22 protein-coding genes and 1 tRNA gene are annotated in these 20,085 nt (G+C 67.5%); 11 read left to right on the top strand and 12 right to left on the bottom strand.

The window, feature by feature from the left end; translation table 11 throughout:
* Positions 1–30 precede the first annotated feature (30 nt).
* Genes nhaA through ACLIVD_RS03375 form a run of 3 tightly spaced genes read left to right on the top strand, consistent with a single transcriptional unit; the run spans position 31 to position 2,735 of the window.
* Positions 31–1,266, top strand: a complete 1,236-nt coding sequence (gene nhaA / locus ACLIVD_RS03385) for a Na+/H+ antiporter NhaA (RefSeq protein WP_283354195.1) — start codon at positions 31–33, stop codon at positions 1,264–1,266.
* Complete coding sequence (locus tag ACLIVD_RS03380) at positions 1,263–1,787, top strand: phage holin family protein (RefSeq protein ID WP_280782904.1); 525 nt, start codon at positions 1,263–1,265, stop codon at positions 1,785–1,787. The genes nhaA and ACLIVD_RS03380 overlap by 4 nt, the downstream gene beginning before the upstream one ends.
* A gap of 9 nt (positions 1,788–1,796) precedes the next feature.
* A complete protein-coding gene (locus ACLIVD_RS03375) occupies positions 1,797–2,735 on the top strand; it encodes an alpha/beta fold hydrolase (protein WP_283354194.1) in 939 nt (312 codons plus the stop codon).
* 7 nt (positions 2,736–2,742) lie between these two features.
* On the opposite strand, the gene marP is transcribed toward ACLIVD_RS03375, so the two are convergent.
* From marP to nth, 4 genes are read right to left on the bottom strand one after another with little or no spacing between them, the layout of a single operon-like run.
* Positions 2,743–3,933, bottom strand: coding sequence for an acid resistance serine protease MarP (gene marP, locus ACLIVD_RS03370; protein WP_283332829.1), 1,191 nt, complete (start codon positions 3,931–3,933; stop codon positions 2,743–2,745).
* Entirely contained in the window at positions 3,930–4,691 is a 762-nt protein-coding gene (locus tag ACLIVD_RS03365; RefSeq protein ID WP_283332828.1) for an NUDIX hydrolase, read from the bottom strand. Before ACLIVD_RS03365 ends, marP begins: the two co-directional genes overlap by 4 nt.
* A complete protein-coding gene (locus tag ACLIVD_RS03360; RefSeq protein ID WP_280782908.1) occupies positions 4,688–5,350 on the bottom strand; it encodes a TlpA family protein disulfide reductase in 663 nt (220 codons plus the stop codon). Before ACLIVD_RS03360 ends, ACLIVD_RS03365 begins: the two co-directional genes overlap by 4 nt.
* Before the next feature lie 12 nt (positions 5,351–5,362).
* Complete coding sequence (nth, locus tag ACLIVD_RS03355) at positions 5,363–6,208, bottom strand: endonuclease III (protein ID WP_011596762.1); 846 nt, start codon at positions 6,206–6,208, stop codon at positions 5,363–5,365.
* 21 nt (positions 6,209–6,229) lie between these two features.
* On the opposite strand from nth, the gene ACLIVD_RS03350 reads away from it, so the two are divergent.
* Positions 6,230–6,502, top strand: coding sequence for a hypothetical protein (locus ACLIVD_RS03350; RefSeq protein WP_005248489.1), 273 nt, complete (start codon positions 6,230–6,232; stop codon positions 6,500–6,502).
* Positions 6,503–6,721: 219 nt separating this feature from the next.
* Positions 6,722–7,396 carry a Crp/Fnr family transcriptional regulator gene (locus ACLIVD_RS03345; RefSeq protein ID WP_005256089.1) on the top strand — a complete coding sequence of 225 codons (675 nt, stop codon included), beginning with the start codon at positions 6,722–6,724 and terminating at the stop codon, positions 7,394–7,396.
* Positions 7,397–7,460: 64 nt separating this feature from the next.
* Here ACLIVD_RS03345 and ACLIVD_RS03340 read toward each other — a convergent pair whose 3' ends face one another.
* From ACLIVD_RS03340 to sp36, 3 genes are read right to left on the bottom strand one after another with little or no spacing between them, the layout of a single operon-like run.
* Positions 7,461–8,252, bottom strand: coding sequence for an MBL fold metallo-hydrolase (locus tag ACLIVD_RS03340; RefSeq protein ID WP_491931948.1), 792 nt, complete (start codon positions 8,250–8,252; stop codon positions 7,461–7,463).
* A gap of 4 nt (positions 8,253–8,256) precedes the next feature.
* The gene (locus tag ACLIVD_RS03335) at positions 8,257–8,733 is read right to left on the bottom strand and encodes a RidA family protein (RefSeq protein ID WP_009477371.1); all 477 of its coding nucleotides are present in this window, start codon (positions 8,731–8,733) and stop codon (positions 8,257–8,259) included.
* A gap of 5 nt (positions 8,734–8,738) precedes the next feature.
* Entirely contained in the window at positions 8,739–8,903 is a 165-nt protein-coding gene (sp36, locus tag ACLIVD_RS03330) for a Sp36 family protein (protein ID WP_005248493.1), read from the bottom strand.
* Between the two features lie 54 nt (positions 8,904–8,957).
* Here sp36 and bagA point away from each other — a divergent pair, with 54 nt between their 5' ends.
* Entirely contained in the window at positions 8,958–9,974 is a 1,017-nt protein-coding gene (bagA, locus tag ACLIVD_RS03325; RefSeq protein ID WP_283332826.1) for an ATPase BagA, read from the top strand.
* Positions 9,971–11,110 carry an ATPase BagB gene (gene bagB / locus ACLIVD_RS03320; RefSeq protein WP_105421794.1) on the top strand — a complete coding sequence of 380 codons (1,140 nt, stop codon included), beginning with the start codon at positions 9,971–9,973 and terminating at the stop codon, positions 11,108–11,110. The genes bagA and bagB overlap by 4 nt, the downstream gene beginning before the upstream one ends.
* Before the next feature lie 63 nt (positions 11,111–11,173).
* On the opposite strand, the gene ACLIVD_RS03315 is transcribed toward bagB, so the two are convergent.
* Positions 11,174–11,497, bottom strand: a complete 324-nt coding sequence (locus ACLIVD_RS03315; protein WP_005248496.1) for a WhiB family transcriptional regulator — start codon at positions 11,495–11,497, stop codon at positions 11,174–11,176.
* Between the two features lie 258 nt (positions 11,498–11,755).
* On the opposite strand from ACLIVD_RS03315, the gene ACLIVD_RS03310 reads away from it, so the two are divergent.
* Positions 11,756–14,101: a penicillin-binding protein gene (locus tag ACLIVD_RS03310; RefSeq protein WP_491931947.1), complete on the top strand. Its 2,346-nt coding sequence runs from the start codon at positions 11,756–11,758 to the stop codon at positions 14,099–14,101.
* A 54-nt stretch (positions 14,102–14,155) separates the two neighbouring features.
* On the opposite strand, the gene ACLIVD_RS03305 is transcribed toward ACLIVD_RS03310, so the two are convergent.
* Entirely contained in the window at positions 14,156–14,623 is a 468-nt protein-coding gene (locus tag ACLIVD_RS03305; RefSeq protein ID WP_005248498.1) for a GatB/YqeY domain-containing protein, read from the bottom strand.
* Positions 14,624–14,690: 67 nt separating this feature from the next.
* On the opposite strand from ACLIVD_RS03305, the gene ACLIVD_RS03300 reads away from it, so the two are divergent.
* From ACLIVD_RS03300 to ACLIVD_RS03290, 3 genes are all read left to right on the top strand, one after another.
* Positions 14,691–15,662: a metallophosphoesterase gene (locus ACLIVD_RS03300; protein ID WP_280782912.1), complete on the top strand. Its 972-nt coding sequence runs from the start codon at positions 14,691–14,693 to the stop codon at positions 15,660–15,662.
* 54 nt (positions 15,663–15,716) lie between these two features.
* Positions 15,717–15,790, top strand: a tRNA-Pro gene (locus ACLIVD_RS03295).
* 128 nt (positions 15,791–15,918) lie between these two features.
* Positions 15,919–16,926 carry an ABC transporter substrate-binding protein gene (locus ACLIVD_RS03290; RefSeq protein ID WP_491931946.1) on the top strand — a complete coding sequence of 336 codons (1,008 nt, stop codon included), beginning with the start codon at positions 15,919–15,921 and terminating at the stop codon, positions 16,924–16,926.
* Position 16,927: 1 nt separating this feature from the next.
* On the opposite strand, the gene ACLIVD_RS03285 is transcribed toward ACLIVD_RS03290, so the two are convergent.
* The 3 genes from ACLIVD_RS03285 to ACLIVD_RS03275 all read right to left on the bottom strand — a co-directional run bounded on the left by ACLIVD_RS03285 (position 16,928) and on the right by ACLIVD_RS03275 (position 20,022).
* Positions 16,928–17,731, bottom strand: coding sequence for a metal-dependent hydrolase (locus ACLIVD_RS03285; protein ID WP_280782914.1), 804 nt, complete (start codon positions 17,729–17,731; stop codon positions 16,928–16,930).
* Between the two features lie 307 nt (positions 17,732–18,038).
* Entirely contained in the window at positions 18,039–19,508 is a 1,470-nt protein-coding gene (locus tag ACLIVD_RS03280; RefSeq protein ID WP_491931945.1) for a catalase, read from the bottom strand.
* Positions 19,509–19,563: 55 nt separating this feature from the next.
* Positions 19,564–20,022, bottom strand: a complete 459-nt coding sequence (locus ACLIVD_RS03275) for a Fur family transcriptional regulator (RefSeq protein ID WP_005256074.1) — start codon at positions 20,020–20,022, stop codon at positions 19,564–19,566.
* Between the last annotated feature and the right edge of the window lie 63 nt (positions 20,023–20,085).

Genomic DNA, 20,085 nt, shown 5'->3' with positions numbered 1-20,085 from the left:
CCCGGACCACATCGAAAGCGAGCGCCCCCGGTGACCCAGCCCCTCCGCTCCGAACTCTCCCGCTACCTCCGCACCGAGACGGTCGGCGGTTCGATCCTGCTGATCGCCGCGGCGATCGCCCTCGTGTGGGCGAACTCCCCCGTCTCGGATTCGTACTTCGCACTGCGCGACTGGCAGATCGGCCCAGAGGCACTCCACCTGAATCTGACGGTCGGGACGTGGGCGCAGGACGGGCTGCTGGCGGTCTTCTTCTTCGTCGCCGGCCTCGAACTGAAGCGGGAAATGGTGGTGGGCGAACTCGCCGACCGCAAACGTGCCCTGCTCCCGATCATCGCGGCCTGCGGCGGTGTGGTCGTGCCCGCGATCATCGCCGCGACGATCGGCGCCGGCACACCCGGCATGGAACGGGGCTGGGCGATCCCGGTCGCCACCGACATCGCGTTCGCATTGGGTGTGCTGGCGCTGACCGGGTCTCGCATCCCGGCCAGCGCCCGGGTGTTCCTGCTCAGCCTGGCCGTCGTCGACGACCTCCTCGCGATCGTGCTCATCGCGGTCCTGTTCACCAGCTCGATCGCCCTGCTGTGGCTGCTGGGCGCAGTCGTGTGCCTGGCCGTCTACGCGTTCGCCCAGCACCGGCGCATCACCACCCCGCTGCTCTACGTTCCACTCGCACTGCTCACCTGGTACTGCATGCACGACGCCGGAATCCACGCCACCCTCGCCGGTGTCGCTCTCGGCCTCCTCACCCGGGTCCGGCGCGACCCCGGCGAGCGTGAATCCCCGGCCTCCCGCCTCGAGCACCGCATCCAGCCGCTGTCGGCGGGCGTCTGCGTCCCGGTGTTCGCCCTGTTCGCGTCCGGCGTGGCCCTGAGCAGCGAGCTCCTCGGGCAGCTGTTCACCAACCCCATCTCGCAGTCCGTGATCGCGGGGCTCCTCGTCGGCAAGACCGTCGGCATCTTCGGCATCTCCTGGCTCGCGATCCGCCTGGGTATCGCGAAGAAGCCGCGAGCACTGGGGTTCCGGGACATGTTTGCCCTCTCAGTGCTCGGTGCGATCGGGTTCACCGTTAGCCTTCTCGTAGCGGATCTCGCGCTTGCGGGAATCGGTGACGGCAGCGAGGCCGAAATAGCTAAGGTCGCGGTGCTCGTGACATCGTTGACAGCGTCGCTGATCGGATCAGCGTTACTGTGGCGACGCGGTCGGGCCCATGCGGCCCGGAAGGATGACTCGGAAGTGCAAGAGCTACCTGGAGGGGTCGACAAGTGAGCATCACTCACGGCAAGGGAGACAGCCCGCGATACACGGGAGACGGGGTGCCGAACACGGTGTCGTCGATCCCGCTCACGGACGTAGACGCTCAGACACCCGGCGAGGCGAGCCTCGGCACGCTGGTCAAGCATGCGACCGCACAGGTGTCCACCCTGTTCCGGGCCGAGGTCGAGCTCGCCAAGGCCGAGGTCACCGGTGAGGTCAAGAAGGGCCTGCAGGGCAGCCTGTTCTTCATCCTCGCGTTCACCGTGCTGCTGTTCAGCTCGTTTTTCTTCTTCTTCTTCCTCGCCGAACTCCTCGACGTGTGGATCGCGCGCTGGCTGGCGTTCCTGATCGTCTTCCTGATCATGGTCGTGGTGACGGCGGTCCTAGCGCTGCTCGGTTATCTGCGGGTACGCAAACTCCGCGCACCCGAGAAGACCATCGACTCGCTGAAGCAGGCCAAGACGGTCCTTCCGACGTCGTACTCGGACGCGGAAGCCCATCTCGCGTCGTCCAGCGGACGTCACGCGCGGTAACTCGCTCCTGTGGCACCACCCGATCCGTCTACCGTCCGTTTCGACGGCCCCTGGATTCATCGCGACATCCATGCCAACGGAATCCGCTTCCACACCGTCGAGGTCGGCGCATCCGCACCGGATGCGCCCCTCGTCGTCCTGCTGCACGGATTCGCGGACTTCTGGTGGTCGTGGCGCCATCAGCTGACCGCGCTGTCCGCGGAGGGATACCGGGCCGTCGCCGTCGACCTCCGCGGCTACGGCGATTCCGACAAACCGCCGCGCGGCTACGACGGGTGGACGCTGGCCGGCGACATCGCCGGCCTCATCCGGGCGATGGGCTACGGCGAGGCAACCCTCGTCGGGCACGCCGACGGCGGCCTCGTCTGCTGGGCCACGGCCGTTCTCCACGCTCGCCTCGTCCGGTCGATCGCACTGGTCAGCTCGCCGCATCCCGTCGCGCTCAAGCAGGCCGTCCTCCACGACCGCTACCAGCGCAAGGCCCTGCTGCCCTCGTTCGTCTCCTGCCAGGTGCCGTGGCGTCCCGAACGTCACCTCACCCGGGACAACGGGTCGGAGGTCGAACGGTTGATCCGCGAACGCTCCGGCCCGGCCTGGACGGAGAACCCGGAGTTCGACGTCGTGATGTCACGGATGCGCTCAGCGATCCAGATTCCCGGGACCGCGCACTGCACCCTGGAGTATCAGCGGTGGGCGTTCCGCAGCCAGTTCCGGCCGGACGGCAGCCGGTTCATGGCGTCGATGGATCAGAAACTGCGGATCCCGGTCCTGCACCTCCACGGCGACCTCGACCCGTACGTGCTCGCGGACACCGTGCGCCGCAGCCACCGCTTCGCGCCCACCCAGCAGATGCAGACGGTCCCCGGTGTCGGCCACTACGCGCACTGGGAAGCCCCCGAACGCGTCAACGCCGCCCTGCTGGATCTCGTCGCACCCCGCACGGTCTGACCGACCGTCAGAGGATGCACGCCCCGGTGTCCACGGCGACGGACGCCCCGGACGCCGCCTGCAGCTGACGCGACACCTCGACGGCGGTGAGCACGAACCCGGTGTCGCTGTTGTCGACGGCGGCGCCGAACACCACCCCGAGCACCCGGCCGTCGCTGTCGACGAGCGGCCCGCCCGAGTTGCCCTGCCGAATGGAACCGCGGACCGTGTACACCTCACGCTGGACCGTTCCCGCCCGGTAGATGTCGGGACCACTGAGGTCCAGGATCTCCCGGACACGCGCGGCGCTGGCCGTGTACGGCCCGCCGCCCGGGTAGCCGAGCACCAGGGCGTTGTCGCCGGTCTGTGCAGGCTCGGGCGCGAAGTTCAGAACGGGGGCGTCCAGTCCGGGCACCTCGAGCACCGCGACGTCGGCGGACGGGTCGAACAGCACGACCTCCGCGTCCATCGGCCCGTTCGCGGTGTCGACGACGATCCCCGCCGTGCCCGCGACCACGTGGGCGTTGGTCATCACCCGGTCGGGGGCAACGACGAAACCGGATCCCTCGAGCGCGCGCTGACAACTAGGGGCCACACCCCGGATCCGCAGGACGCTCGACTGCAGCGAGGACGCGACGGGGCTCTGCAGGACGCTGGCGTCCGGCGGGTCGACGGTCGTGATGGGGGTGCGCCCGAACGGCCCGATGACGTCGGGAAGCCCGGACGTGTCGAGCAGGGCGGTGAACTCGGTGGGCAGTTGCCGCATCCAGGCGGGCGCGATGTTGTCGACCGTTTCGAGGACACTCGACCCGCGCACCGCCGCCGCCAGCTGAGGCTGGGATGAGGACGTGAGCGGGATCGCCAGCAGCCACGCCGCGACGAACACCGCGACGGCCTGCACGCAGGCGCCGATCACGCTGTCGACGGACCGCGCGACCGGACTGTGCATACTTCCCCGCGCGGCGCGGCCGAGGACCATGCCCGCGACTTCTCCGACAATGACCAGCACCACGATCAGGGCGATACCGACCAGCACGCGACCGCGGCCCTCGTCCACGTGCACCAGCACGTGCGGGGCGATCAGGATGCCCGCCACCGCACCGAGCACGACCCCGATGAAGGCGAGCACCGACGCCACCGCACCCTGCCGCCAGCCGGACGTCGCGGCGACGAAGGCGATCAGCACGATCGCCAGGTCGATCCAGTGCGAGCCCGTCATCGCTCGGCCGCCGGCCGGCCGTGACCGTGGGTCAGATGGTCGTCGTCCAGATCGTTGTCGAGTTCGGCGAGGACGGTGTCGAGGTCGCGGATGTCGTGGCGGTCCCACTCCTGTTCCCAGCCGGAGACCGCGAACAGAGCGGCCAGGATGCCGGCCGTGAAACCCCACACGAGCATGCCGTCGACGGCGAACGCGGGCCCCTGGTAGCCGGCCGGGTGACGCACCTGGAACCGGTTCCGCGGATCGATCAGGGTGTGCACGGGCACCCGGGCGACACGTTCGGCCTCCGCGGGATCGACCACGCCGACAGCGCTGGGCCTCTCCCAGTACGCCAGGACGGGAGTGACGTCGAAACCGGACGGCGGGATGAAGATCTCCTCGAGCACGGCAAGCGGGCGGACACCGGAGGGGTCGAGTCCCGTCTCCTCCTGCGCCTCCCGCAGCGCGGTGGCGATGGGGCCCTCGTCGCCGGGATCGCTGGCGCCGCCGGGGAATGCCACCTGGCCGCTGTGCTGCCGCATCGTGGACGCACGCTGGGTGAGCAGGATGTCGGCGTCGGCGGGCAGGCCTCCCGACATCAGCGGGTCCGCCTCGACGGGGCCGCCGAACAACACGAGCACCGCCGCCTCACGGGTGGTCGCGCCGCGGGGTGCGCGCCGATCGAGGACGGGGTTGATCTTGTGCGGGTCGGCCGGGGTCCGGTGCACGACGCGACGCAGCCAGGGCGGAACGGCGACACCGTCCACGGAGTTCGTCATGCCGCCACCCCCAGGTTCTGTTCGACGGCGTCCGCGATCTCGTCGACGCTGCGGAACGGCTGCGGCAGGACCTTGGCCACCGTGCCGTCCGGCCGGATCAGCACCGAGACGGGCAGGACGGGCGGGGCTCCGACCGCGGCGCGGACACGCCCGTCGGCGTCCTGCACACCGGGCAGGGTGACGGAGTAATCGACGAGCCGGGACAGCGCGCTGGACTCGTTGGGATCGGTGTGCACCGTAAGCACGGTAACCGCGTCACCCGCACGATCCGAAAACTGCTGCATAAAGGGCAGCTCCTCGGCGCAGGGGCCGCACCAATAGGCCCACAGATTCAGCAGCGCCGGTTTACCACCGAGCGCGGCTGCCAGATCCACCTGGCTGCCGTCGCCCACGCATTCCAGTGTGATGCCGGACAGGACCGCACCCGGCGACGGCTCGGACGTGGCCGTCGCGGCGGGGCACGATGCCAACCCCGCCTGCGTCCTCAGTGCCGCGAGCGCGTCGGGATCGGCGCTCACCGCCGTCGGGGTGCTACCACCCGAACCGAACCGATCCTGGTACGACGGCATCTCCGCGTCGTCGCCCCGCGGCCAGATCGCGACGACGAGAGCCACCACGACCACGAGGGCGGCCAGACTCCACCGCGCTGCGCTAGACACTCGTATCTACCCTCACCTGCCGGCCAGACGCAGCAGATGCTCCGTCTCCGGTCCACGAACCAGTTCTGCGGCGACGTCCGGGTCGATCGGACCGAGCCCGTACGACGGACAGTCCTTGGCGAGTACACACACCCCGCAGGCGGGCTTGCGGGCATGGCAGACACGCCTGCCGTGGAAGATCACCCGGTGCGAGAGCAGCGTCCACTCCTTGCGCTCGATCAGGGCGCCGATCGCGTGCTCGACCTTGACCGGGTCTTCCTCCTCGGTCCACTTCCAGCGTCGGACGAGCCTCCCGAAGTGGGTGTCGACGGTGATTCCGGGCACATCGAACGCGTTGCCGAGGATCACGTTGGCCGTCTTCCGGCCGATCCCGGGGAGCGTCACGAGGTCCTTCAGGTTGCCGGGGACCTCGCCGTCGAACCGTTCGAGCAGAGCCTGCCCGAGCCCGATCAGAGAATTCGTCTTGTTTCGGTAGAAACCCGTGGACCGGATGTACTCCTCGAGTTCGGTGCGTTCGGCCTCCGCGTACGCCTTGGCGTCGGGATAGCGGGCGAACAGCGCCGGCGTCACCATGTTCACCCGCACGTCAGTGCACTGTGCGGAGAGGATGGTCGCGACGGCGAGGTCGAGTGGGGTGGTGAAGTCGAGCTCGCAGTAGACGTGCGGGAAGGCCTCGGCGAGCCGCCGGTTCATTCTCCGGGCGCGCCGGACGAGTCCGAGCCGGGTTTCGTCCTGCTTCGCGGCCCGCGAACGGGTGCGTCCACGCACTTCGGAGCCGTCGCTGGGGGTCGCATGCACGGGATCAACTCTACGGATACCCGACCGATCCGAATCGCCGCTGTGTCGCTTCTGAGACATTTGCAGTGTTTACTTCCCGGTATGCAAGGTCTCGCTGTGGTCCTCTTCCCAGTGCTGCTGATGCTGTTTGCGCTGGCAATGGAGCGGGTGGAGTTCAGACTCCGCCGGCTCACGGTTCGTCAGCAAGAGGTGGAAGAGTTCCTCGACCAGGCAAGTCACGACGAAGTGGCCACCCTGGCCCACGAAGGTTTTCCCCACGCATTGGCACGCTTCCATCGACGGCGCAAGGGTCGGTCGGGCTTCGAATCCGACGACGCCGCCGTCACCGAAGTGGGCTCGCGGCGCGCCAGCTGAGCGCTGGAAAGCCCCCGAAACAGCACACCGCAGGACGCATCCCCCGGTTAACTTTTGCGACTTCCGTGGTATCGGTCACTCAGACCGAGCCGTCTCAACGTAGACTTCAGAGCCGTACCTGTTGCACAGCGACACGCCGCGGATCACCGGGGCATCGTCGACATGCAGCAAATCGCGCACAATATGCATACAGACGAACAATATTCCCAAGGAGCGCACGTGGACGACGTCCTGGCAAGAGCCGGCATCTTCCAAGGAGTCGAGCCCTCAGCGGTAGCGGCGCTGACCAAGCAGCTGCAGCCCGTCGACTTCCCCCGCGGACATGTCATCTTCAACGAAGGTGAGCCCGGTGACCGCCTGTACATCATCGTTTCGGGCAAGGTGAAGATCGGTCGCCGCTCGCCGGACGGCCGTGAGAACCTGCTGACGATCATGGGCCCGTCCGACATGTTCGGTGAGCTGTCCATCTTCGACCCGGGCCCGCGTACGTCCACCGCCACGACGGTCACCGAGGTCCGCGCCGTCAGCATGGACCGCGAAGCGCTCAAGGCGTGGATCGACCACCGCCCCGAGATCGCCGAACAGCTCCTGCGGGTGCTCGCGCGCCGTCTGCGTCGTACCAACAACAACCTGGCCGACCTCATCTTCACGGACGTCCCCGGTCGTGTCGCCAAGGCGTTGCTGCAGCTCGCGCAGCGGTTCGGCACCCAGGAGGCGGGCTCGCTCCGCGTCACGCACGACCTCACGCAGGAAGAGATCGCCCAGCTCGTCGGCGCTTCCCGTGAGACCGTCAACAAGGCGCTCGCCGACTTCGCGCACCGCGGGTGGCTGCGCCTCGAAGGCAAGAGCGTGCTGATCTCCGACTCCGAGCGCCTGGCACGTCGCGCGCGGTAGTTCCCGCACCTACGACTGCGGCCACCCCCTCACATCGAGGCGGTGGCCGCAGTCGTTTCAGTGGTTAGTCGTGGCTGCGCAGGTACGCGAGCTGCACGTTGACGGACTTCTCCGCCACCGGCCACAACTTGGGGTCGACGTCGGAGTAGACGTGCTCGACCACCTCGCGAACGGTGGGTGTGCCCCCGAGTGCCTCGATCGCGGCCCGCACCTGGTCGAGCCGCTCCTCGCGATGATCGAGGTACTGCTGCGCGACGACGTTCAGTTCGGGCAGTTCGGGTCCGTGGCCGGGCATGATCCAGTGTCCGGTTCCGAGGTCCAGCAGGCGGCGCAGCGACGACAGATAGTCGCCGAGGTCGCCGTCCGTGTCGTCGAGCACCGTGGTGCCGCGGCCGAGGATCGTGTCGCCGGTGAGGACGGTGCCCTCGCCTTCCACGGTGAAGGACACCGAATCCTTCGTGTGGCCGGGCGTGGCGATCACCGTGAGGGTGAGCCCCGCGACGTCGATGGTCTCGCCGTCCACGAGGGTTTCGCCGCCGCCGCGGAGAAATTCGGGGTCCACCGAACGCACGGGCGCGCCGGTGAGTTCGAAGAACCGCTGCACTCCCCCGGTGTGGTCGAAATGACGGTGAGTGATCAGCGTCAGTGCGACCGGTCCGAGTGCCGCGACGCGGGCGAGATGCTCCTCGTCGGCGTCACCCGGGTCGACCACCACACACTCGTCCCGGCCCGGCGCACGCAGAATCCACGTGTTGGTTCCGTCGAGCGTCATCATGCCGGGATTGTTCTCGAGCATCACCGAGACGATCGGGGTGACCTCCCGCACCTGGGCGTAGGCCGGATGGGCAAGAGTCATGGCACTACGACTCCGGCTGCACTTCGGCGATCAGTTCCACCTCGACGGGGGCGCCGAGCGGCAGTTCCGCGACGCCGACGGCCGAACGCGCGTGGGCACCCGCGTCCCCGAACACCTCGCCGAGGAATTCCGAAGCGCCGTTCACCACACCGGGCTGACCGGTGAATCCCTCGGCGGACGCGACGAATCCGACGACCTTCACGATCCGCACCACCGAGTCGATGCCGACGAGCGCGTCGACCGCCGCCAGCGCGTTGAGTGCGCAGGCCCGGGCCGCGGCCTTGGCGTCTTCGTCCGACACGCCGGCGCCGAGCTTGCCCGCGATCGTCAGCTTGCCCTCGACGATCGGCAGCTGCCCCGACGTGTAGACGTAGTTGCCGGTGCGCACGGCGGGCACGTAGGCGGCCACCGGCGGAACGACGGACGGCAGCGTGATGCCGAGTTCGGCGAGGCGCGCGGACCAGTTCTGTGTCTCTGCCACGGCCGTCAGCCCTTCGGACGCTTCAGGTACGCGACGTGCTGCTCACCGGTGGGCCCGGGCAGAACCGTCACCAGTTCCCAGCCGTCGGTGCCCCACTGGTCGAGGATCTGCTTGGTCGCATGTGTGAGCAGCGGAACGGTGGCGTACTCCCAGGAAGTCAATTCACTCATGCCGGTGAGCCTATCCCCCGCACATCCCGGCTCCCAGACTTATAGGCTCGACCCGTGGTTGCATCCCCAGACCAGCTCACCCCGACGTGGCCCGAGAAGGCCGCGCAGGCCCGGCTGCACTTCGTCTCCGGAAAGGGCGGCACCGGAAAGTCCACGGTGGCCGCCGCGTTGGCTCTCGCGCTGGCCGAGGGTGGGCGTCGCGTGCTGCTGGTGGAAGTCGAGGGCCGGCAGGGGATCGCCCAGCTCTTCGACGTGCCCCCGCTGCCGCCGCAGGAGACGAAAGTCGCGGCCGCCGAGGGTGGCGGGGAGGTCATGGCGCTGGCCATCGACATCGAGACCGCGTTCCTCGAATACCTCGAGATGTTCTACAACCTCGGTTTCGCCGGCCGCGCGATGCGCAAGTTCGGCGCCATCGAGTTCGCCACCACCATCGCACCCGGGCTTCGGGACGTGCTGCTGACCGGCAAGATCAAGGAATGTGTCGTCCGCACCGACAAGTCCGGCAAGCGGGTGTACGACGCCGTCGTCGTCGACGCCCCACCGACCGGGCGGATCGGCAACTTCCTCGACGTGACGAAGGCGATGGCGGACCTCGCGAAGGGCGGGCCGGTGCGTTCGCAGAGTGAGGGCGTGGTGCGCCTGCTGCATTCCGACGAGACCGTCGTCCACCTCGTGACGCTGCTCGAGGCGCTTCCGGTGCAGGAGACCACCGACGCCGCAGAGGAACTGGCCCGCGCCGATCTGCGACTGGGCACCATCGTGGTCAACCGCACCAGCCCGCAGTTCCTGCCCGCCGAGACGCTGGCCGACGCCGCGAAGGGCCGCATCGACGCCGAGGCCATCCGGGCCGGACTGCAGAAGAGCGGGATCACCCTCGACGAAGACGATTTCGCCGGGTTGCTCACCGAGACGATCGAGCACGCGTCCGTCCTCGAAGCGCAGGAGGAGAGTGCCGGAGCACTCAGCGAAGTGGACGGGGCGCGGTTGCATCTGCCGTCCCTCGCCGACGGTGTCGACCTGGGCGGACTGTACGAACTCGCCGAATATCTGACGGAACAGGGTGTCCGATGACCCAGACAACTGAACACGAGCGTCGCCGCACCGCCTCCGCTCTCGATGTCGCGGGGATTCTGGCGAACAGGACCACACGGATCGTCGTGTGCTGCGGCGCCGGTGGCGTCGGCAAGACCACCACGGCCGCGTCGCTGGCACTGCGTGCGGCGGAGCAGGGGCGAAAGGTGGTCGTGCTGACCATCGACCCGGCGCGCCGGCTCGCGCAGGCGCTCGGCGTCGCGGAACTCGACAACACGCCGCAACCCGTGCAGCTCGGACCGGACGCGACAGGCGAACTGCACGCGATGATGCTCAACATGCGTCGCACGTTCGACGAGATGGTGATCGAGCACTCCACACCGGAGAAGGCGGAGCAGATTCTCGCGAACCCCTTCTATCAGACCGTCGCCACCTCGTTCTCGGGAACGCAGGAGTACATGGCGATGGAGAAGCTGGGGCAGCTGGCCTCCAGCGACAAGTGGGACCTGGTGATCGTCGACACCCCGCCGTCCCGCAACGCTCTGGACTTCCTCGACGCACCCCAGCGCCTGGGCGCGTTCCTCGACGGTCGCATGATCCGGCTGCTCACCGCGCCGGGCCGCGGTCTCACCCGGCTCGTCACCGGTGCGATGGGCCTGGCGCTGCGCGGCGTCTCCACCATCGTGGGCAGTCAGATGCTGTCGGACGCCTCGAGTTTCGTGCAGTCACTGGACTCGATGTTCGGCGGTTTCCGGGAAAGAGCCACGCGCACTTACGAATTGCTCCGGCAGCCGGGAACGAAGTTTCTGGTGATCGCGGCCGCGGAGCCGGATGCGCTGCGGGAGGCGGCGTTCTTCGTCGACCGGCTCGCAGGCGACGAAATGCCGCTCGCGGGCCTCGTCCTGAATCGGACGCACCCCACTCTCAGTTCCCTGTCGGCCGATCATGCGGTCACTGCCGCCGACCAACTCGGGGACCAAGACCCCCTCACCGCCGCTGTGCTGCGAATCCACGCCCATCGGGCGGTGATCGCCAAGCGTGAGGTCCAACTGCTGAGCCGGTTCACGGCCGCCCACCCTCGGGTGCCGATCGTCGGCGTGCCCTCGCTGCCGTTCGAGGTGTCGGACCTCGAGGCGTTGAGAGCGGTAGGTGACCAGCTCACCCGCACGAGCTGATCAGCTCGCTGCCGGAGAACCGGTCACCCGCCTGTGCCTGTCTGCGATTCCGAGCCTCGAATTTCAGACAGCGGATTGGTGCTGCCGCTGAGCTTCGAAGAAGTCGGACCATGATTCCACCTCGGGGTGCTGCTTGAGCAGCGCCCGGCGCTGACGTTCCGTCATGCCACCCCACACGCCGAACTCGACACGATTGTCGAGAGCATCGGCTCCGCACTGCATCAATACCGGGCAATGCCGGCAAATGGTTGCGGCCTTGCGCTGTGCTGCGCCGCGTACAAAAAGTTGGTCGGGATCGACTTCCCGGCAACGAGCCTGGGTGACCCAGGCGATTCGCGCTTCTGCTTGCTCGACGTCCAGACGGCTGGTTGGGGTGGTCATGTGCATTCGTTTCCCCTCTTCGAGTCTGCACCCCCCGGCACCTAGCACGCCGAGGCTGCACCACATAAGCGATGGGGTGTTATCTCCATCACACTGTTCCAACAATTTAGGTAAAGAAACCGCAACGCGCAAGACGAAGAACACGCTTTTTTGGTACGCCCGTCCATACCCCGTGCTCAGGGCATTTTCCGGGCCGAATTCTGCGCCCAACCAGCGCACCCACAGACCCCACGTAGTCTGTAGATCGTGTCGATTGCAAAAACAGTGGGGAAGCTCGCAGGATCCTCCGCCTTGGCAGGAGTGCTCCTCGCCGGCGTGATGTTTCCGCTCGCCGGAGGGTTCGGTTACGCCTCCAACAGGGCGGCTGACACCGTCGACAACGTCTCGGCCGAACTGGTCGAGGGAACGGTTCCCGCGGTCTCGACGATGGTCGACTCGGCGGGCAATCCCATCGCGTGGCTGTACGACCAGCGGCGCTTCGAAGTGCCCAGCGACAAGATCTCCAACGAGATGAAGCTCGCCATCGTCTCCGTCGAGGACCGCCGGTTCCCCGAACACAAGGGCGTCGACTGGCAGGGCACGATGCGCGCCTTCCTGACTAACACCACGAGCGGTGAGGTGCAGCAGGGCGCGTCCACCCTCGACCAGCAGTATGTGAAGAACTACCAGCTGCTCGTCGTGGCCAAGACCGACGCCGAACGCCGGGCCGCGATCGAGACGACGCCCGCCCGCAAGATCCGCGAGATCCGGATGGCGCTGACGCTCGACAAGGAACTCACCAAGGACGAGATCCTCACCCGTTACCTGAACCTGGTTCCGTTCGGCAACGCCTCGTTCGGCATCCAGGACGCCGCACAGACCTACTTCGGCATCGACGCGTCCGAACTGAACACTCAGCAGTCCGCGATGCTCGCGGGCATGGTGCAGTCGAGTTCGGCACTGAACCCGTACACGAACCCCGAGGGCGTCCTCGAACGACGCAACGTGGTTCTCGACACGATGATCTCGAACATTCCCGAGCGGGCCGCCGAACTGCGGGAGCTCAAAGGGACCCCTCTCGGTGTGCTGCCCGAGCCCAACCGGCTGCCCCGCGGGTGCATCGCCGCCGGCGACCGCGGCTTCTTCTGCGACTACGCCCTGCAGTATCTGGCCAACGCCGGCATCAGCCGCGAGCAGATCGACAAGGGCGGCTACCTGATCAAGACGACGCTCGACCCCGCGGTCCAGGCGTCGACCAAGGCGGCGCTCAGCGCGAACGCCAGCCCGGAACTCGACGGCATCGCGAACGTCATGAACGTCGTCCAGCCCGGCCAGGATTCGCACCGGATCCTCGCGATGGGCAGTAGCCGCACGTATGGTCTCGACGCGAACGCCAACGAGACCGTGCAGGCGCAGCCGTACTCACTGGCCGGTCACGGCGCCGGGTCCATCTTCAAGATCTTCACAACCGCCGCCGCCATGGAGAAGGGCCTCGGCACGAACGCCATCCTGGACGTGCCCGGCCGGTTCGAGGCCCGGGGCATGGGTAGCGGCGGTGCACGAGGCTGCCCTGCGTCCACGTACTGCGTCGAGAACGCAGGCAAGTACCCCGCGGCCCTGTCGGTGACGGACGCGCTGGCACAGTCGCCCAACACCGCGTTCGTCAAGCTGATCCAGGCCACCGGCGTCGCCCCCACCGTCGACATGGCGGTGCGGCTGGGTCTGCGCTCGTACGCCCAGCCCGGCACGTCGGGATTCGACGACCGCAGCATGGCCGACTTCCAGAAGGATCAGAACCTGGGGTCGTTCACCCTCGGGCCCACCTGGATCAATCCCCTGGAACTGTCGAATGTCGCGGCGACGCTCGCCTCGCACGGCAAGTGGTGCCCGCCCACCCCCATCGATTCGGTGTTCGACCGTGAAGGCAAGCCCGTCTCGGTCACCCAGCAGGCCTGCGAGCAGGTGGTCGAACCCGGCCTCGCCGACACGCTCACCAACGCCATGAGCAAGGACGACAAGCCCGGCGGTACGTCCGCCGGGGCGGCGGGCAGCGTCGGCTGGACGCTCCCGATGGCAGGCAAGACGGGTACCACGGAATCCCACATGTCCTCGGGCTTCCTCGGATTCACCAACAACTTCGCCGCCGCCGTCTACGTGTTCGGTGACTCGCCGACGCCGGGTGAGATCTGCTCGGCCCCGCTGCGGCCGTGTGGCGACGGCAACCTGTTCGGTGGAAACGAACCGGCGCGGACCTGGTATGCGGCGATGAACCCCATCGCCAACAACTTCGGGCCGACGACGCTGCCGCCGGTCGACCAGAAGTACGCGCGGGGTTCGCAGAACGGTCAGGTTCCGGACGTCACCGGACTGAGCCAGTCGGCCGCGACGTCCCGTCTGCAGGGAGCGGGGTTCACCGTGAACGCGGTCACCACCGCGTCGCAGGCGGCCAAGGGGACGGTCACGAGCGCATCGCCGTCCGGTTCGGCCATTCCGGGATCGACCATCACGATCTACGTCAGCGACGGATCGGTGAAGGCCGCTCCCCCGCAGGCGCCGGCTCAGGGGATCCCCGTTCCGCCCATCCAGCTGCCCGGCCTGCCGCCGATCCAGCTGCCGCCCATACCCCGGTAACCGCCGGTGAGTGGGGAAGTGTGGCGACGCACGCTTTCCCACTCACCTGGGGAGTCAGAGGCGGGACTTCACCGCGTGCGAGAGCCGCGAACCGTCCGCCTTGCCGCCCGCGAGTGCGCCGGCAGCCTTCATGACCTGACCCATCTGACGCATGCCGGGACGTTCACCGATTTCCTCGGCCACCTGAGCGATCGCGGTGTCCACGACGTCGACCAGTTCCGCGTCGGTCAGCGGCGTCGGGAGGTACTCGTCGATGATCTGCGCCTCGGCCCGCTCCTGCGCCGCCAGCTCACCTCGACCGTTCTCGGTGTAGATCTCGGCGGACTCGCCGCGCTTCTTCGACTCCTTCGCGAGGACCTTCAGCACCTCGTCGTCGGTGAGTTCGCGGGCTTCCTTGCCGGAGACCTCTTCGGTCTGCACGGCGGCCATCAGCATGCGGATGGTGGCGGTGCGCAGCGAATCCTTGGCCTTCATGGCGGCCGTCATGTCGGAGCGCAGTCTTGCTTTCAGTGAATCTGGCATGGGCGAAACGCTACGCGCCCCGATTCGTCCACTGCATCTCGATTGCGCTCATCAGTATCCTGGAAGAGTGTCTGACGAGTTCCGTGCCAACCTGACCCGCGCCGCCCTGGGTACAGCGGGTGCCGCCGCCCTCGGCATCGGCTACGCCTCGCTCATCGAGCGCAATGCGTTCGCGCTGCGTGAGGTCACGATGCCGGTACTCGAACCCGGGTCGTCGACGCTCCGCGTGCTGCACATCAGCGACCTGCACATGATGCCCGGACAGCGGCTGAAACAGAACTGGCTGCGGGAACTGGACAACCTCGACCCCGACCTCGTCGTGAACACCGGCGACAACCTGTCGCACCAGCGGGCGGTGCCCGCAGTGGTCCAGGCGCTGGGGAATCTGCTCGCCCGCCCCGGACTGTTCGTCTTCGGCAGCAACGACTACTTCGCGCCCAAGCCGAAGAACCCGCTCAAGTACTTCCGCAAGGAACACAAGCGTGTCCTCGGCGAGCCGCTGCCGTGGGGCGACCTGCGGGCCGCGTTCACCGAGCGCGGCTGGTTCGACGTCACGCACGTCCGCCGCGACCTCGAGGTGTCGGGTGTCCGGATCGCGTCGGCGGGTGTCGACGATCCGCACCTCAAGCGCGATCGGTACGACACGATCGCCGGTCCGCCCAATCCGCTGGCCGATCTCCGGCTGGGCATCACCCACTCGCCCGAGCCGCGGGTGCTCGACCGGTTCGCGGACGACGGCTACGACCTCGTCCTGGCGGGCCACACGCACGGCGGTCAGCTGTGCCTGCCGTTCTACGGCGCGCTGGTCACCAACTGCGACATCGACCGTTCGCGGGTGAAGGGTCCGTCCAAGTGGGGTGCGCACACCCAGCTGCACGTGTCCGCGGGGATCGGGACGTCGCCGTGGGCGCCCGCCCGCTTCTGCTGCCGCCCCGAGGCGACGCTCCTGACGTTGGTTCCGGCTCAGCGCGGCGGCGCGGACGCCGACGCCGCGCGCGGTCGCACCGAGTCGTCGGAGAGCACCGTTATACGCAACTGACCAGGGGATTTAATGGTGACTGGTTGGGTAATGTAAGCTAGCCGAGGTTCAACACGGGGTGTGGCGCAGCTTGGTAGCGCGCTTCGTTCGGGACGAAGAGGTCGTGGGTTCAAATCCCGCCACCCCGACAGTGTGAGACACCGAGAAGAGGCCTTGACCGGTTCGCCGGTCAGGGCCTCTTCTGCGTGGTGGGGGCGTTTTCCGGTCGCAGCGACCCCGCGACCACCCGTCCGAAACCTCAGGCTAGCCTCACCTCATGTCTTCGAGGCTCTACGTACGCGCCGGGCTGGTCGCCCTGGCCACCGTCATTCTCGCCGCCTGCGGCACCACCGACACCGGGTCGCCCGCCGGCAACGCCGACGTCGCCACCGGCGGCCGCCTGTTCGCCACGGCGGATGCCGAGACCGCCAAGCTCGGCACCGACGCCGAACCGGGCGTCTTCCCCCGGACCATCACCCACGCGCTCGGCGAGACCGTCATCGAGAAGAAGCCCGAACGGGTGATCGTCCTCGACGGCGGTGAGCTGGACGACGTGCTGTCCCTGGGAATCACGCCCGTCGGGCTGGCCAGCCCGGAGAGCGCGGCCGGTCAGCCGTCCTACCTCGCCGACCAGCTGGCCGGGGTGCCGGACGTCGGGACCACCAACAACCTGAACCTCGAGGCGATCTCCGCGCTGCAGCCCGATCTGATCCTGGGCAGCAAGCTGCGCGCCGACAAGCTGTACCCGCAGCTGTCGTCCATCGCACCGACCGTGTTCGGCATCCGCCCCGGTTTCCCGTGGAAGGAGAACTTCCTGCTGGTCGCAGACGCCCTCGGTGAGGAGACCAAGGCGGAGGAGGTACTCAACGCCTATCAGGCCCGCGCCGACGAGGTCCGGGAGTCCATCACGGGCGAGCCGACGATCTCGCTGGTCCGGTTCATGTCCGGCAAGATCCGCCTGTACGGCAACCTGTCGTTCATCGGTGTCATCCTGAAAGACGTCGGACTTCCGCGTCCGACGGTGCAGAACGTCGACGAACTCGCCGTCGAGGTGAGTCAGGAGACGATCGGTGAGGCGAACGCCGACCGGATCTTCTACTCCAGCTACGGCGCGCCCGAGACCACCGACGAGTCGACCGTGGTCGGCGGCCCGCTGTGGAATCAGATGCAGGCGGTGAAGGACGGCAAGGCCGTGCACGTGAGCGACGAGACCTGGTTCCTCGCGCTGGGGCCCACCGGGGCGATGATTGTCCTCGACGACCTCGAGAACATGCTCGCGGCCTGAGTCACTGCGGGGCGGGCATGAACGCGTCGTAGATTGCCTGTGGCGCACCGTCGATGGCCCAGATGACCATGAGTCCGACGGCCACCGTGAGGGCGGGCCCGAGCACGACCTTCTCGAAGGGCCCGCCTGCCCGGATGGACAGGAACGACGGGAGCCGGAACTCCCACCACCGTTCCTTGCCGAGCGTGAGGAACGGCGCGAGGAAGGGGACGCCCTCCTTGGTGATGGCGTCCCCGAGGCAGTGGGTAACGCAGCCGAGCGCCACCGCGACTCCGAGTCCGGTGGAACCGGCCTCGGTGGGATACGACTGCCAGGTGAGCGCGGACAGCACCGCCGCGACCGCCGAAACCGCCAGCCAGCCTTTTTCTTTGGCCAGCTCCCCGGCCAGCCCTCGGAGCGCGAGCCCGAGGCAGACGAACAGTGTCGCGATGATGGCCGGCTTGCCGAACTGGACGACCAGCGCGGACACCCCGGCCCCGATACCGGCGGCGAACAGGGCCGTGTGGGTGAGCGTGCGGTGCCCGCCGCGCCGCTTGCCGTCGCGTTTGCCCTTGGTGACGGTGTAGAAACCCAGCGACACCGCATCGACGCCCTTCGCGACGACGCTGCTGACCGGACCGAACGAGCGCGAGACCGTGGACTGGCTCGTGTCCAGATCCGGGAGAAGCGCCGCTCCGGCGCACACCGCCGCGAACGTGAAGGTCTCGGCGGTCGACGTGGGCCCACCCCAGTCGAGCGGCAGCAGATCCGCCACCGCCAGACCGACAGCCGCACCGGACATTGCATGGGTGGGACCCATCACCATGGAACACAGCACCTTTCGACCCCGACTCGGGACACGGTCATCCGAGCCGGTGTCCTGACACCGCCCAACCTAGCAACAACATCCGACACACCCGTCACACGGCCGTGAGTACTTGTTAACCGCGGGCGGTTAACAAGTACTCACGGGGGCGAAGCGCAGTGGCGTCCGTCCCCGCCGAAGGTGGATGATGGAAGTGCGGTGCGTGCAGTCGGGCGGAGGAGGGTCGTCGTGGAAACTGTGATCGTGTTCGTTCTCGCCGTGCTGATCTATTGGTGGGGCCTGCTCTGAGCCTGCCCCACCAACGACATCAGTTCTGGCTCTGCCCTTCCCGGACACCGATTTCCACTCGCTTGCCCAGGTCGGGGTCGACGCTCTTCCAGTAGTCGAAGACCCGCAGCAGAACCGGTTCGCTGACGCCGCCGAGTGCGTGGCCGACGATGTTGTCGACCAGGCGGTCGCGTTCGTCGTCGCTCAGGACCTCACGGACGAGCGTGCCCGCCTGCGTGAAATCGCCGTCCTCGGCGTGCTCGACGTAGCCGGCTCGCACGGACTCGCCGTCGAACGCCCACTGTCCCTCGTCGCCCGCGAGCGATGCGTCGGCGTGCGGGCCGCCGTAGGAGTTCGGCGCGTACACGGGGGTCTCGGGCGAATTGGTGGCGTACCGCATCGCACCGTCCTGCGAGTACGAGTTCACCCGGTTCTTGGGCGCGTTGACCGGCAGCTGCGCGTAGTTGGCGCCGATGCGGTACCGGTGCGCGTCCGCGTAGGAGAAGACCCGTCCCAGCAGCATCTTGTCGGGCGAGAAGCCGATTCCCGGAACGACATTCGACGGCTCGAACGAGGCCTGCTCGATCTGCGCGAAGAAGTTGTCGGGGTTCCGGTTGAGGGTCCACTTGCCGACCTCGATCAGCGGGTAGTCCTTCTGCGACCACACCTTGGTGAGGTCGAACGGGTTGAACCGGTAGCCCTCGGCCTCGTCGACGGGCATGACCTGGACCTTCAGCGTCCAGCTGGGGAACTCGCCGCGGGCGATCGTGTCGTACAGGTCGGCGCGGTGATGGTCGGGGTCGTTGCCTGCGAGGGTGTCGGCCTCGTCCTGGGTGAGGAACTCGATGCCCTGATCGGTCTTGAAGTGGTACTTGACCCAGAACCGTTCGCCTTCGGCGTTGACCCACTGGTACGTGTGCGAGCCGAAACCGTCCATGTGACGCCACGTCTTCGGGATTCCGCGGTCACCCATCAGCCAGGTCACCTGGTGAGCGGACTCGGGCCGCAGCGTCCAGAAGTCCCACTGCATGTTGTGGTCGCGCAGACCGGATCCCGGCAGTCGCTTCTGCGAGTGGATGAAGTCGGGGAACTTGATCGGGTCCTTGATGAAGAAGACGGGCGTGTTGTTGCCGACGAGGTCGTAGTTGCCGTCCTCGGTGTAGAACTTCACAGCGAATCCGCGCGGGTCACGCCAGGTGTCGGGGCTGCCCTGCTCGCCGGCGACGGTGGAGAAGCGCACCAGCGACTCGGTCCTGGCGCCGGGCTGGAACAGCTTTGCCTTCGTGTAGCGGCTCACGTCGTGGGTGACGACCAGTTCGCCGAACGCGCCGCCGCCCTTGGCATGGACGACGCGCTCCGGGACACGTTCCCGGTTGAACTGGGCGAGCTTCTCGATCAGGTAGTGGTCGTGCAGCAGGATGGGGCCCTGTGTGCCCGCTGTGAGGGATTCGTTGTCGCTGGCGACGGGAATTCCGAAGTTGTTGGTGGTGGCGCGCTGTGTTTCAGGCATGGCAAAGCCTCCAGGTTGCATCGGGTGAGGGTGAAGCAGTGGGGACGGAGTGGGTTCAGGACAGGGCTGCTGCCGACCCGGTTCCGCTCTGCGCGCCGGTCTGGCACTGCGAGCAGAGCCCCCAGAAGACGACCTCGGCCTCGTCGATCTCGAAACCGTGGGCCTGCGACGGGTCGAGGCACGGAGCCTCACCGACGGCGCAGTCCACGTCCACGACGGTCCCGCAACTGCGGCACACGAGGTGGTGGTGGTTGTCTCCGGTACGGGTTTCGAACCGTGCGGGGGATCCCGCGGGCTCGATACGTCTGAGCAGGCCGGCGGCGGTGCACGCCTTGAGGACGTCGTATACCGCCTGGGTGGAGACCGATCCCAGCTCTTCACGAACTACGGCCGCAATGTCGTCGACGTCGGAATGCGGCCGTACGGCAACCGCATTCAACACTGCAACACGTGGTGCAGTGACACGCAGGCCCACCTCGCGCAGCTGCGCTTTGGGATCCGTGTCGTGTCGCATGTGTTCAAGTATCGCTCCTTTTTGGAATTAGTCAAGAAAAGGATGTGTCGGAAATTCTTGACA

The sequence above is a fragment of the Rhodococcus sp. G6(2025) genome (assembly GCF_058628105.1).
Note: the sequence above shows the minus strand (reverse complement) of the source record. Positions and strands in the feature narration are given on the sequence as shown.

Excerpts from the sequence above, each read along its gene's own strand:
- marP (WP_283332829.1), bottom strand. The coding sequence starts at position 3,933 with ATGACGGGCTCGCACTGGATCGACCTGGCGATCGTGCTGATCGCCTTC.
- ACLIVD_RS03365 (WP_283332828.1), bottom strand. The coding sequence starts at position 4,691 with ATGACGAACTCCGTGGACGGTGTCGCCGTTCCGCCCTGGCTGCGTCGC.
- nth (WP_011596762.1), bottom strand. The coding sequence starts at position 6,208 with ATGTCTCAGAAGCGACACAGCGGCGATTCGGATCGGTCGGGTATCCGT.
- ACLIVD_RS03350 (WP_005248489.1), top strand. The coding sequence starts at position 6,230 with ATGCAAGGTCTCGCTGTGGTCCTCTTCCCAGTGCTGCTGATGCTGTTT.
- ACLIVD_RS03340 (WP_491931948.1), bottom strand. The coding sequence starts at position 8,252 with ATGACTCTTGCCCATCCGGCCTACGCCCAGGTGCGGGAGGTCACCCCG.
- sp36 (WP_005248493.1), bottom strand. The coding sequence starts at position 8,903 with ATGAGTGAATTGACTTCCTGGGAGTACGCCACCGTTCCGCTGCTCACA.
- bagB (WP_105421794.1), top strand. The coding sequence starts at position 9,971 with ATGACCCAGACAACTGAACACGAGCGTCGCCGCACCGCCTCCGCTCTC.
- ACLIVD_RS03315 (WP_005248496.1), bottom strand. The coding sequence starts at position 11,497 with ATGCACATGACCACCCCAACCAGCCGTCTGGACGTCGAGCAAGCAGAA.
- ACLIVD_RS03305 (WP_005248498.1), bottom strand. The coding sequence starts at position 14,623 with ATGCCAGATTCACTGAAAGCAAGACTGCGCTCCGACATGACGGCCGCC.
- ACLIVD_RS03290 (WP_491931946.1), top strand. The coding sequence starts at position 15,919 with ATGTCTTCGAGGCTCTACGTACGCGCCGGGCTGGTCGCCCTGGCCACC.
- ACLIVD_RS03285 (WP_280782914.1), bottom strand. The coding sequence starts at position 17,731 with ATGGTGATGGGTCCCACCCATGCAATGTCCGGTGCGGCTGTCGGTCTG.
- ACLIVD_RS03280 (WP_491931945.1), bottom strand. The coding sequence starts at position 19,508 with ATGCCTGAAACACAGCGCGCCACCACCAACAACTTCGGAATTCCCGTC.
- ACLIVD_RS03275 (WP_005256074.1), bottom strand. The coding sequence starts at position 20,022 with ATGCGACACGACACGGATCCCAAAGCGCAGCTGCGCGAGGTGGGCCTG.